The organism is Kitasatospora cheerisanensis KCTC 2395 (assembly GCF_000696185.1).
GTDB classification, from domain to species: domain Bacteria; phylum Actinomycetota; class Actinomycetes; order Streptomycetales; family Streptomycetaceae; genus Kitasatospora; species Kitasatospora cheerisanensis.
In genome coordinates this window covers 1,019,560-1,032,315 of sequence record NZ_KK853997.1, presented here as the reverse complement: position 1 = coordinate 1,032,315, position 12,756 = coordinate 1,019,560, and the positions used below count along the sequence as shown (strand labels likewise).

General features: G+C 76.1%; 9 protein-coding genes and 2 pseudogenes. 7 read left to right on the top strand and 4 right to left on the bottom strand.

The window, feature by feature from the left end:
- Positions 1-129 precede the first annotated feature (129 nt).
- The 4 genes and pseudogenes from KCH_RS43945 to KCH_RS04510 all read left to right on the top strand — a co-directional run.
- Positions 130-669 (top strand): annotated as a pseudogene (locus KCH_RS43945) (GAF domain-containing protein); the annotation flags it as partial.
- A gap of 422 nt (positions 670-1,091) precedes the next feature.
- Positions 1,092-2,690: a SpoIIE family protein phosphatase gene (locus tag KCH_RS39145; RefSeq protein WP_051652728.1), complete on the top strand. Its 1,599-nt coding sequence runs from the start codon at positions 1,092-1,094 to the stop codon at positions 2,688-2,690.
- A 209-nt stretch (positions 2,691-2,899) separates the two neighbouring features.
- Complete coding sequence (locus KCH_RS04515; protein ID WP_035859236.1) at positions 2,900-4,300, top strand: hypothetical protein; 1,401 nt, start codon at positions 2,900-2,902, stop codon at positions 4,298-4,300.
- A 120-nt stretch (positions 4,301-4,420) separates the two neighbouring features.
- Positions 4,421-6,001, top strand: coding sequence for a sensor histidine kinase (locus tag KCH_RS04510; protein WP_084223241.1), 1,581 nt, complete (start codon positions 4,421-4,423; stop codon positions 5,999-6,001).
- Between the two features lie 223 nt (positions 6,002-6,224).
- On the opposite strand, the gene KCH_RS04505 is transcribed toward KCH_RS04510, so the two are convergent.
- The 3 genes from KCH_RS04505 to KCH_RS04495 all read right to left on the bottom strand — a co-directional run bounded on the left by KCH_RS04505 (position 6,225) and on the right by KCH_RS04495 (position 8,386).
- On the bottom strand, positions 6,225-6,560 hold the full coding sequence (locus KCH_RS04505; RefSeq protein WP_157031893.1) for a hypothetical protein: 336 nt from the start codon (positions 6,558-6,560) through the stop codon (positions 6,225-6,227).
- A 93-nt stretch (positions 6,561-6,653) separates the two neighbouring features.
- Entirely contained in the window at positions 6,654-7,448 is a 795-nt protein-coding gene (locus KCH_RS04500; protein ID WP_035859226.1) for a hypothetical protein, read from the bottom strand.
- Between the two features lie 326 nt (positions 7,449-7,774).
- Positions 7,775-8,386, bottom strand: coding sequence for an AAA family ATPase (locus KCH_RS04495; RefSeq protein WP_051652726.1), 612 nt, complete (start codon positions 8,384-8,386; stop codon positions 7,775-7,777).
- Positions 8,387-8,600: 214 nt separating this feature from the next.
- On the opposite strand from KCH_RS04495, the gene KCH_RS04490 reads away from it, so the two are divergent.
- The 3 genes from KCH_RS04490 (at position 8,601) to KCH_RS04480 (ending at position 12,135) form a co-directional block, all read left to right on the top strand.
- Complete coding sequence (locus KCH_RS04490; RefSeq protein WP_051652725.1) at positions 8,601-9,500, top strand: ATP-grasp domain-containing protein; 900 nt, start codon at positions 8,601-8,603, stop codon at positions 9,498-9,500.
- Complete coding sequence (locus tag KCH_RS04485; protein WP_341865341.1) at positions 9,497-10,321, top strand: ATP-grasp domain-containing protein; 825 nt, start codon at positions 9,497-9,499, stop codon at positions 10,319-10,321. Before KCH_RS04490 ends, KCH_RS04485 begins: the two co-directional genes overlap by 4 nt.
- A 101-nt stretch (positions 10,322-10,422) precedes the next feature.
- Positions 10,423-12,135, top strand: a complete 1,713-nt coding sequence (locus KCH_RS04480; protein WP_035859222.1) for a sensor histidine kinase — start codon at positions 10,423-10,425, stop codon at positions 12,133-12,135.
- 7 nt (positions 12,136-12,142) lie between these two features.
- Here KCH_RS04480 and KCH_RS04475 read toward each other — a convergent pair.
- Positions 12,143-12,756 (bottom strand): annotated as a pseudogene (locus KCH_RS04475) (hypothetical protein); the annotation flags it as partial.

The window sequence follows — 12,756 nt, the reverse complement described above, 5'->3', positions numbered from 1 at the left end:
CACGGTTCTTCGTCGGCATACCGGCAGACGATCCCCTTGTCGTATCAGCTGCAATCGGGCGGTCACCCGGACGGACCGCCGCCGTCCCCCGTTTGACACCCCCCGAGCCACCGGCGTACAGAGGGGAACATGCGCCTGGGTGTCCCGGCGGACCCCTCCGAACCGCCACCGCACACCGACCCGGCGACGCGCACCCGCCCGCCGCAGGACGCCGCCCGTCCGCAGCCGGACACCACCCGTCCGCAGCCGGACGACACCACCGGGGCCCCGCTCCCGCCGGGCGGCACCGGCCCGCGCTGGGACGCCGCCGCCGAACCGCTGCTCGCCGACGGCCTGCTGCGCGCCGTCCGCGCCACCTCCGCCTACGGCGGCGTGCTGTACCTGCGCGCCGAGGACCGCCGCTCGCTCGCCGTCGCCACCGTCGTCGGCATCCCGCTGCGGCTGCTCGAACCGTTCCACCGGGTCGCCGTCGCCGCGCCGCTGCCCGTCGCCGACGCCTACCGCGGCGGGCGCACCATCGTCCTCGCCGACGCCGACGACACCATGCGCCGCTACCCGCGGCTCGCCGTCGGACTCCCGTACGCGCAGGCCTCCGCCACCACGCCCGTCACCGCCGGCGACCAGACCTTCGGCGTGATCGTCGTGTTCTGGCCCGCCGACGGCACCGGCCCGCCCGCCGCCACCCGCCGCCAACTGCGCACCGCCGGCAACCGCCTCGCCACCGCGCTGCTCCCGTACGGCGACCAGGTGCACGCCGAGGGCCACCCCGCGGTGGTGCCGGTGCCGGTCCCGGGCGGCGACGGCATCCGGCTCGGCTTCTTCGACTGGGACCTCACCGACCAGCGCCTCGCCGTGGACGAGAACCTGCGCGAGATCCTCGGCCTCAACCACTTCGACGGCCGCGGCGACACCCTGCTGGAGCGGATCTCGCCCGAGGACGTCGCCCTGATGCGGAACGCCGCCCGCCGCGCCGCCCGCGACGGCCTCCCGTTCACCCACCGCGTCCGGCTGCGCGACCCGGCGGCGGGCAGCGCCTGCTCGACCTGCACGGTCACCCCGTCCCCGGGGCCGCGCCGCGGCTGGTGGTCGCCGTGGTCGACGCCACCGCCGCCGCGGCCGCCACCGCCGCCGTCGAACGGCTCCGCGACGGCGTGTTCGCGCTCGACCCCGAGGGCCGGACCGGCTACCTCAACCGCAGCGCCGAACTGCTGCTCCACGCCACCCGCGAGGACCTGCTCACCCGCCGCCCCTGGGAGGTGCTGCCCTGGCTCGCCGACCCCGCCTACGAGGACCGCTACCGCTCCGCGATGCTCTCCCAGCAGCCCACCGCGTTCCTCGCCCGGCGGCCCCCCGGCCACTGGCTGGCGTTCTCGCTCTACCCCGACGCGCACGGCCTGACCGGCCGGATCGTCCCCGCCGCGCCCAGCACCGACGTCACCCTGCCCGAGGCCCCGCCGGCCACCCCCGCCTCCGTCGGCAGCGTCTACCACGTCCTGCAGCTCGCGTCCGGGCTGACCGAGGCCGTCACCGTCAAGGAAGTCGCCTCGGCCGTCATCGACCAGATCCTGCCCGGCTTCGGCGGCCAGGAACTCGCCCTCTACCTGGCCGACGCCGGACGCATGCACCTGGTCGCGGAAAGCGGTTACCAGCCCGGCTTCCTCGACCCGTTCGAAGGCACCCCGATCCGCGCCCGGCTGCCCGGCACCGAGGTGTTCACCACCGGCGCGCCGATCTTCTTCGAGTCCGAGAGCGAACTCGCCGCCGCCTACCCCGGCATCCCGCGCGACGAGATGCAGGCCTGGGCGTTCCTCCCGCTGATCGCCTCCGGCCACCCCGTCGGCAGCCTCATCCTCGGCTTCGACCGGCCCCGCTCCTTCACCACCGAGGACCGCTCCGTCCTCACCGCCCTCGGCGGCCTGATCGCCCAGGCCCTCGAACGCGCCCGCCTCTACGACGCCGAGGCCGCCGTCGCCCGCGGCCTGCAGAGCGCCCTGCTGCCGCACCGGCTGCCCGAGGTCCCCGGCCTCGACATCGCCGCCCGCTACCTCCCCGGCACCCGCGGCATGGACATCGGCGGCGACTGGTACGACGCCATCCCCACCTCCGACGGCGTCGTCCTGATCATCGGCGACGTCGAGGGACACAGCGTCAAGGCCGCCGCCCTGATGGGCCAACTCCGCAGCGCGGTGAGGGCGTTCGTCAGCAGCGACGACCCGGTGGAGACCGTCGCCCGGCGCACCAACCACCTGCTGGTCGACCTCGACGCCGGCCTGCTCGCCTCCTGCTGCCTGCTGCGCCTCACCCCCGACACCCGCACCCTGCGCGCCGTCCGGGCCGGCCACCCGCCGCCGCTGCTCCGCGCCCCCGACGGCCGCACCACCCAACTCGACCTGGACGGCGGCCCGTTGCTCGGTGTCGACCACGACCTCGACTTCCCCGCCACCGAGACCCGGCTGCCGCCAGGCGCGACCCTCGTCCTCTACACCGACGGCCTGGTCGAATCCGCCGGCTCCACCATCACCGAGGGCATCGACCGGCTCCGCACCACCCTCGCGCACGCCACCGCCCCCGGCCTCGACCCCCTCGCCACCCTCCTGCTCGGCCAGGCCCACCACCAGGACCACCGCGCCGACGACGTCGCCATCCTGATCGCCCGCCTCACCGACACCGGCCGAGCACCGGCCGGGTAATTCGAACACCGGGGCCCCGGGCACCCGTGCGGAGCCTCCCCGGGTCGGCGCGGAACCGGCGCTCCGGCGCCCGTCCGACGGCACCGTCCCGTCCGGCGAAACCCGTCCTGACCGGCGAATTTTGCCTTTCCTTTGGTAGATCGTATGCGCTACGCTCCCGCTGTCCCGGCCTGACAGCAGGTCAGAACCGGGCCTCCTGGAGGAATCGAATGACGCATGCCTCGGCCCGGCGCGGCCGCGCGGCTCTGACGGCGGCCTCCGCCGTCGCCCTGACCCTGCTCACCCCGGGCGCCGCCGGCGCCGCCGGCGGAGCGCCGGTCGCCCCGACCGACCTGTACAACGCCGGGCAGGCCTGCTCCGCGGACCCGGCGGCCCCGGTCGTCCTGAAGGGCGCCACCGGACTGGGCGGCCCCGGCGTCATGGGCATCCCGAGCCACACCGACCCGTCGGTGACCAACCTCAACGAGGAATTCCGGTACTGGCCGGTCTCCGCGCCGGAGCAGACCGGTACCGTCACCCGCCGCGGCGCCTACGCGGGCGAAGAGGCCACCGGCACCCTGCCGGTCCTCGCCGACGGGCTCACCTACGCCTGGCAGGCCCGCACGGTCGACCCGGGCAACGGCGCGGCCTCCGACTGGACCGCCGCCTGCTACGTGACCGCCGACAACACCGCCCCGGCCGCCGCGCCGTCGGCGAGCTCGCCCAACTACCCGGAGGACCAGTGGACTCCGGGCGGCACCCCGGTGCAGTTCGACTTCTCCGCGAACGGCGACACCGACGTCGTCGGCTTCCAGTACACCTGGCAGGGCGGCTTCGTCGGCGGCGCGAGCGAGACGGGCCCGCACGGCGTCCCGATCTTCCACAGCGTGTACGAGGACCCGGAGCACGCCGTCCGCGCCGACACGCCCGGCGGCTCCGCCACCGTGCACCTGGTGCCGCCCGCCGGATCGAGCGGGCCGATCCAGTTCCAGGTCCGCAGCCTGGACGCCGCGGGCAACGCCTCGCCGATCCGCTCCTACTGGGTGGTCGTCAACTCGACCTCGCCGACGGTCTCGCAGCTCTCCCACTCGCCGCTGTTCGGCAAGCCCACCGACTTCCGCCTCACCCCGGACCAGGGCGTGCAGGCCGCCAGCCCGGTGGTCAGCTACACGGTGACCGACACGACGACGCACAGCAGCACCGTCGTCCCGGCCGGGGCGGACGGCACCGCCGAGACCACGCTGGTCCTGAACAACCCCGCGGGCAACTCCTTCGAGGTCACCTCGAAGAGCGCCAACGGCTGGGTCAGCAGCAAGGCCCAGTGGAGCCGGCGGATCGACACCACCCCGACGGTCACCTCCACCGACTTCCCCGAGTTCGACCTCGGCGGCGCGGTCGGCACCCCCGGCACCTTCCACCTGGCGCCGAAGATCCCGGGCACCCAGATCGCCGGCTACACCTACGACTTCGGCTGGGGCACCGAGGCCGTCACCGTCAAGGCCGGACCGCACGGCGAGGCGGACTTCACCTTCACGCCGACCGCGAGCGGCTGGTACGACCTCCAGGTCTACGCGACCACCAAGGACGGCCTCCGGCTGAGCACCGGCGTCTACACCTTCATCGTCAACTGACCCCACCGGGGCGGCCGTTCCGGCATCCGCCGGAACGGCCGGCGCCCGGACATCGGAGCGGGCACCCGAGCGGCCACCGGGGGCGGCGCGGCGCGAGCGGCCGGTTAAGGTCGGGGCGTGATGCGTAAGTGGGTGGAGCGGGCGTTCCCGGGGCCCTGGTCGTGGTGGCCGGTGACCCGGGAGGTGCTGGGCGGGCTCGTCGTGTGCGGGCTCGCGGCGCTGTTGCAGGCCGCGGACAGCGGGGGATGGCCGTCGGGCGCGGTGGTCGGGATCAGCGGGGTGCTGTTCCTGCTGCGGCGCGGGCTGCCGGGCCCGGTGCTGGTGGTGGCCGCGGCGGGCGTCGGCGGGCCGAGCGGCTTCCTGCCGCTGCTGGTCGCGGCCGGCTACTCGGCGGGCCGGCGGATCACCAAGCCGTGGCACGCGCCCGCGTACTTCGCCGCCGGGTTCGTGCTCAACCTCGCCATGGGCGTGCTGCAGAACCGGCGCGACCACTTCCCGCTGCCCGCACTGTTCGGCATCTGCGTGGTCGGGTACCTGCTGGTCGGCGTGCTGCCCGCGCTGTTCGGCCGCTACCGGGCGCAGCGCAGCGCCCTGCTGGACAGCCTGCGCGAGCGCAACGAACAGCTGGTCCGCGAGCGGGTGATGATCGCCCATCAGGCGCGGCTGCGCGAACGCCACCGGATCGCCCAGGACATGCACGACAGCCTCGGCCACCAGCTCGCGCTGATCGCCGTGCACACCGGCGCCCTCGAAGTGGACCGCACGCTCGGCGAGCGGCAGCGCGAGGCGGTCGGCGTGCTCCGGCAGGCCGCGACCGGCGCGATGCGGGAACTGCGCCAGGTGGTGGGCCTGCTGCGGGAGGACGCGGCGCCGGCGGCCGGCGGCGTGGACGCGATCGACCGCCTGGTGGAGTCCTCGCAGGCGGCCGGCACCCAGGTGGAGCTGCGGCACGAGGGCACGCCGCGCGAGCTCGCCGCCGCGGTCGGCCACGCCGCGTACCGGATCGCCCAGGAGGGCCTGACCAACGCGCACAAGCACGCGCCGGGCGCGCCGATCGTGGTGACGGTCCGCCACGAGCGCGACGCGGTGATCGTGGAAGTGGTGAACGGGCCCGGCGGGGACGGCACGTCGGCGGTCTCCGGCGGCCAGGGCCTGACCGGCCTGCGCGAACGGGCCCGGCTGCTGGGCGGGGTGGTGCAGGCCGGCGGGCTGCCGGACGGCGGCTTCCGGCTGGGCGGCCGGCTCCCGTACGCCTCCGACGGGGCGCTCGCCGCCGTCCCCGAGGACGAGGAACTCCAGGCCCTGGCCGACCGGTTGATCGGCCCGGAGAAGCGCCGCCGGAGCCCCGCGCTGGGCTGCGCGCTGGGCGCGGGCGCGGTGCTGGCCGTGGTCGGGGTGGTCGCCGCGGTCGGCATCCTGATGTTCATCAGCTCGATGCGGGACGCCACCGTGTCGACCAAGCTGTACGACTCGATCGAGGTCGGCCAGTCCGAGGAGGCGGTCAACGGCCGGCTGCCGGTCGGCAGCGACTTCCTGACCGGCGAGTTCAAGCAGATCGGCCCGCCGGTGCCGGACGGCGCGCACTGCCGCTGGTTCGCGGGCGACGTGCCGTCCGGCCCCGAGGGCAACCAGGACGTGGTGCGGTTCTGCTTCAAGGACGGCGTGCTGGTGGAGAAGCAGCACTTCCAGGGCAAGGTGTAGCCCAGGCCCTCCCTTTCGGATCTTGCCGGGCGCGCGACGCCGGATCATCCTCCCCCAGCCCGGGGGGCTGGGAGGTGCCCCCACCTGGACGCACCGGCCAAACATCCAAGTACGTCCAGTACGAGGACGTTCGGCCGGCACGCCCAGCCGGGCGCCCGACGACGCACGCTGATCCGACAAGATCCGAAAGAGAGGGCCCCGGCCCGCACCGCGCCCGGGCGGCTCAACCCGCCGTGATTCCCAGCTCGGTGAGGCGCTTCGCGTGCGCCTGGTGGATGAGCGCCAGCGCCCGCGGCCGGTACGGGTCGTCCGCCGCGATGGCCGCCGCGGCCGCCAAGGCCTCGTCCAGCAGGCGCAGTTGGAGGTCCCGGCGGAGCAGGACCGGGTGGTGGCGAGTCAGTTCGATCGCCGCCAGGGCGAGCTTCGGCAGGTGCACCGCCGGATTGTCCAGGGCCAGCAGGCGGTGCGCCCGGTAGGCCTGCCAGGGGGTGGGGGGCTCGCTGCCGGCCAGCAGCACCCGGGCGCGCAGGGCCAGTTCCTGATCCACGTGAGCGGACACACGTCTCCCAACGACTCGTCCAAGGGGGGAATGCGGACGAGTCTGCGGCCGAACGGGGCCGCGGGACAAGGGAGAACGGGTGTGCGCCCGGTCCTACCGCGAACGCTCGTGAGCAGGCAGAATAGGGGTCGACACGCTGCCGCAGGAGTCGTCGCGGCAGCCGCCGGCGGCCACCGCCGCCAACCGGGCCTCGACGGCGTCGAGTTCGGCGGACGCCCGGGCGCGCAGCGCGGGCAGCAGGGTGAGCGCGGCGCGGGCCGCGTCCGGGTCGGCCTCCGGGTCCTGGTGCGCGGCGGCGACGGCCGTGCGCAGCGGCAGGGTCGCCAGCGCGGTCTCCCACGCGGTGCGGTGCACGCCCGTCGCATAGCGGGACGTCAGGAACTCCAGCGGGGCCAGCGCGAGGCCGTCCGGGTCGGCCGGCCCGGCGAGCGACGGCTCCGGCAGTAGCCAGGCGATTCCGTCCCGGGCCACCAGGTCGAAGGCGCGGGCCAGGTCCGGCCCGGCCGCGCCGCGCCCGGCGGCGGCCGAGGCGGCCGCCAACAGCCGCTCCAGCATGGCCGCTTCGCGCGGGTCGGCGGGCCGGTCCGGGTGCTCCCGGTCGGCGAGCTGCTGCTCCAGGTGGTAGCGCTGGCCCCAACTGCCCACCGAGCGGTGCATCGCCCCGGCCCGGGTCTCCCGGATCGCGGCCAGCGCCAGCGCCCGGGTGGTCAGGTCGCGGCGCACCGCGAGGCGCTCCTCGGCCGGGAACAGCCGCTCCAGCGCGCAGCGCACCGCGGCGACCGTCGGTCCGTCGTACCACCGCAGCGTCCAGCGGTGCCCGGCCTGGTCGTACTGCGGCTCGATCGGGACGCGGAACTGCACGGACAGCCGGTCGGCGATCCGCCGCACCTGCGGGCCGCGCTGCGGCCGCCGGCCGTCCGGCGGCTCGGCGCGCTGCTCGTCCGGTTGCCCCTCCGGCGGCTCGGGCGCTGCCTGTCCGGCGGCTCGTCCGGCGGCTCGGGGCGCTCGGGCGGGGGCGCGTGGTCCGCGGCGGCGGCGTCCGGGGTGCGCTCGGGGGTGGCCATGGCCGGAGACTAGCCAGCGCCGGGCCGGGCGGCGGGCGACGCGCGGGGCGGCTCAGCCGTTCGCCGCAGCGCCCGCCGCCGTCCGGGCCCGGGCGGTCTCCGCCGACCGCGGGCCGGGCACCTGCTGACGGTCCGTGAGCCGGTGGGCCGTCAGCTGCTCGGCCGCGGGCCGGCCGGCGCGGTGAACGCGATGACGGCCAGCCGGGCCGCCGACGCCCGCGGCAGCAGCACCGCCGACGCCACCCCGCGCGGCAGCGGCACGTCCGCTGCGACCAGGGCGCGCAGCGCGGCGCCGGCCCGGCGGTGCCGGGCGAAGGCGTACCGGGACACCCGCCGGCCGCGCCGCCGCTGCCCGTCCGCGGCCTGCGCGGGCGTCGCGTCGAGCAGCAGCAGGTGCATGCCGCGGCCCTGGCGGCGCGCGGTGCGGGCGATGGCGCGGCGCACCCACGGCAGCGCCCCGCAGTCGTGCACCACCAGCGGCCCGCCGGTCCGCAACGCGTCCCGCAGCCGCAGGTAGTGGGCGATCCGCACCAGCGGCCGGTACAGCGCGTACGGGACGCCGGGCAGGGCCGCCGCGAACCGGGCCCGGGTGTGCTGCGAGTCGATCACCCGGGCCCGGGCGCAGCGCGCCATCAGGGTGCTCTTGCCGCTGCCGGGCAGGCCGGAGACCACCAGGACGTCACCCGCCGGGTAGGCCAGGACGGCCGGCGCTGGACGGTCCGTCAGATCGTGCCGGCCGTACGGGCGCAGCTGTGGATGCACATGGTCCCCCTCAAGAGCGTGCCAAGACGACGTCATGCCAACGTCATGCCCCGGGCAAGGGGTTCCAGACCTGCGGCAATGCGGCTGTGACGTGCCTGTGGCCGTTCCCGGACACCCTGGGCGCTTCCGGGTCGAAGATCCGTGACAGGGTGGACCGATGCGAACGGCCCCACGGCGAGCGCACGGGGGGACAGAGGGGAATGGGTGGGCACAGATGAGGTTCTGCTTCCTGGTCGAGGAGCACTACCGCCACGACGGGATGCCGATGGCGGTGGTGCACCAACTGCGGTCCGCCGGCCACCGGGTGGACGTGCTGCGTCCCGGCGCCGACCTGCTCGACCTGGCCCGGCTGGTGCGCAGCGGCAAGCACGACGCGTGGGTGCTGAAGACCGTCTCCGGCGGGCCCGGCCTCGGCCTGCTGGAGTCGGCCGCCGCGGCCGGCCTGACCACCGTCAACGACGCCCGGGCGATCCGCCCGGTCCGCGACAAGGCGCAGGCCGCCGTGGTCGCCGCCCTGCACGGCCTGCCGATGCCGCGCACCTGGGCCGCCGCCGACCCGGCCGCGTTCGCCGCGATACCCGGAAAGCGTTTTCCGCTGGTGGTCAAGCCCGCCGACGGCTCCTCCGGGCGCGCCGTCCACCTGGTCCGGAACCCGTCCGAGCTGGCCGGGTTGACCGCGTCCGCGGACGGCGGGCTGCTGATCGCGCAGCCGTACGTCGCCAACGACGGGCTCGACCTCAAGGTGTACTGCGCCGGCGGCGAGTTCTTCGCCACCCAGCGGACCTCGCCGCTGCACCCGCACCGGCCCGCCACCGAACGGCCCGTCCCGCTGCCGCGCGAGGTCGCCGCGCTGGCCGCGCAGGTCGGCGAGGTGTTCGGCCTCGACCTGTACGGCCTGGACGTGCTGCTCGGACCGGACGGCCCCGTCGTCGTCGATATCAACGACTTCCCGAGCTTCCGTCAGGTCCCGCGCGCCGTCGAGCGGGTGGCCGACGCGGTGGTCCGGCTGGCCCGCACCGGCTCCTCCTGGCCGACCCCCGACGCCGGCTCCCTGCTGACCCCCGCCCCGCTCCCGCCCCGGCCGCCGCGCCCGCCCCGCCCGGCCGCCCGGTGACCGCGCTGCGGATCGCGGTCCTGGCCCGCGACCCGGACCACCCGCTGCTCGCCGACACCCGCCGACTCCTGCACCGGCAGGGCCACTTGACGGTGGACGCCGGGCAGGACGCCGACCTGCTGCTGCTCAAGGCGCGCACCGCGGACGCGCTCCGCGTCGCCCGCCGCCACGAGCGGGCGGGCACGCCCGTGCTCAACTCGGCCGACGCCACCGCGTTCTGCCAGGACCGGGCCGCCATGGAACGGCGCGCCCGCGGCGCCGGCCTCCCGTTCGCGGCCACCGTCGCCGAGGGCGTCCTCGGCCGGCTCGCCTGGCACGGGCCGGTGGTGGTGAAGAGCCGGCGCAGCCGCCGCGAGGACCTGGTGGCCCGCGCCGACACCGCCGAGCAGTTCCGGGCGCTCGCCGCGCAGTGGCCCGAGGAGCCCGTCCTCACCCAGCACCCGGTGGCCGGCGACGGCTGGGACCGCAAACTCTGGGTCGTCGACGGCCGGGTCTTCGCCGAACAGCGCCGCTCCGAACTCCACCCCGGCGGCCCCGCCCGCCGGCCCTGGACGCCCGGCCCCGAGGAACACGCCCTCGCCCTCGCCGCCGGGCCGGCCTTCGGCCTCGACGTGTACGGCATCGACCTGCTGCCCGGCCCGGACGGCCCGATCGCCGTCGACGTCAACGCCTTCCCCGGCATCCGCCACCAGGCCGGCGCCCCCGAGGCGCTCGCCGCCCTCGCGGTCCGCACCGCGCAGGCCGGCCGGGCCGCCGGGCCGGGGCTGAGGGGCACGAACCGCCCGCGCCCGGGGCGGGGAGGGCGGCGGCTCCAACCGTGACCTGCCGCTTCCCGACACTCCGGGCCACCCCGTCCGTTCACGCGCGCCGGGCCGTCTGCGAGAATCGGGCGGCGGCAGGCCGACGGACGAGGAGGAACGCGGTGCGCGAGGAGGAACCGCGGTCGCGGCTTCCCCAGCTTCGGCTGGACGAACTGCTGGCCGAACTTCAGGCCCGGATCGACGTGGCACGCGGCACCCGGGACCGGGTGCACAGCCTGCTCGAAGCCGTCCTGTCGGTCGGCCGCGAGCTGGAACTCACCCAGGTGCTGCGCCGAATAGTCGAGGCGGCGGCCGTCCTCGCCGACGCCAAGTACGCGGCGCTCGGCGTGATCGGCCCCGACGGCGACACCCTCTCGCAGTTCCTCACCGTCGGCCTCGACGAGGAGGAGATCGCCAGGATCGGGCCCTACCCGACCGGCAAGGGCCTGCTCGGCGAACTCATCCGCCGCCCCGAGCCGCTGCGCCTGGACGACCTCACCCAGCACCCGGCGTCCACCGGCTGCCCCGCCCACCACCCCGAGATGCGCACCTTCCTGGGCCTGCCGGTCCGGGTCCGCGACGAGGTGTTCGGCAACATCTACCTGACCGACAAGCGCGGCGCCGCCGGGTTCGACGACGACGACGAATCGGTGATCGCCACCCTCGCCGTCGCGGCCGGCGTCGCCATCGACAACGCCCGCCTGTACGAGGAGGCGCAGCGCCGCCAGCGCTGGCTGACCGCCACCGCGGAGATCAACCGCCGCCTGCTGTCCGGGAGTTCCCGCACCCAGGTGGTCGAGCTGATCGCCCAGCGGGCGTGCGACATCAGCGGCGCCCGGCAGGCCGACGTGCTGACCGTGCTGCCCGACGGCAGCGGCCTGCACATGGACCTCTCCTACGGCGGCGACCTGACCGGCCGGATGGGCGCGGACGTCCCGCTGGAGGGCACCATCTCCGGCGCGGCCTGCGCCCAGGGCACCCCGGTGACCTCGCACGACCTCGCCGGGGACCCGCGCTACCCGGCCCGGGCCGACCGGTACGCGGGCCTCGGCCCGGCCGTCGCGGTGCCGCTCGGACGGGCCGAGGGCCACACCGAGGGCGTGCTGCTGCTGGTCCGCGGCTTCGGCGAGCCGGAGTTCACCGAGCGCGAGATCGACCCGCTGCTGGCCTTCGCCGACCAGGCCGCGCTCGCCCTCGAACTGGCCGAACGGCGGCGCGACGCCGAGCAGTTGGCCGTCCTGGAGGACCGCGACCGGATCGCCCGCGACCTGCACGACCTGGCCATCCAGCGGCTGTTCGCCACCGGCATGACGCTGCAGAGCGCGTCCCGCTTCATCGAGCACCCCGGGGCCTCCGACCGGGTGCTGCGCGCGGTCGGCGACCTGGACGAGACCATCAAGATCATCCGGTCGACGATCTTCGGGCTGCGGGTCCGCGAGGCCGGCCTCGGCCAGGGCCTGCGCGCCCGGGCCGTGCACGTCGTCGAGGAGGCCCACTCCGCGCTCGGCTTCGCCCCCCGGCTCAGCATGGAGGGCCTGCTCGACACCGACGTCCCGCCCGCCGTCGCCGACCACCTGGTGGCCGTCCTCGGCGAGGCCCTCAGCAACGCCGCCAGGCACGCCAAGGCCGCCCGGGTCGAGGTCGTCCTCCAGGCCACCGGCACCCAGGTCGCCCTCACCGTCCAGGACGACGGCGTCGGCATCCCCGCCCAGGGGCGCCGCAGCGGCCTGCGCAACCTGGAGGAGCGCGCCCGCACCCTCGGCGGCAGCTTCACCCTCACCGCCCCGCCGACCGGCGGAACCGTCCTCAACTGGACGGTCCCGCTGGGCCACTGACGCCACGTCAGGCGTCCGGCTGCTCCTCGTGCAGGTCGAGCGCCGTCAGCACGTGGATCGCGGCGTCCGCCCAGCGGGCGGGCGTCGGATCGGCGGCCAGCGCGTCCAGCAGGCCGGCCGCGGCGCGCAGGCCCGTGCGGCGCAGCGCCGCCGCGGCCGGCCCGAGGTCCGCGGGGCCGGCCGCCTCCACGCCAGTGCGAGCGAGGTCGGCGAGCGTGCCGCGGGCCTCGGACAGGGCGGTGGTGACCGGGTCCGCAGGCACTGGGTCCAGCCGGTCGAAGTGCCGCGTGTCGACGGGCGACAGATCGAGGTGGGCCAGCCCGGAGGCCCGGCCGGAGGAGACCCGGACCGCCAGCGGGTCGAGCACCGGACGGCCCGCGACCTGCCGCAGCAGCCCGCTCACGTGCGTGACCGGCCCGGCGGCGAGTGCCCCGGCGAGCGCGTCGAGCCGCCCCGGGCAGTGCACCGCGTACTCCGTGGAGAGCCGCACCGCGTTCCCCGCCAGGTCGTGCACCACGGCCTCCAGACGTTGCGCGGCCGGGTCGTAGCCGACCGCGCCGACCTCCGCGACCGCCACCACGTGCACGCTCTCCGCCTCCACCCGGGACCGGATCAGCCGCG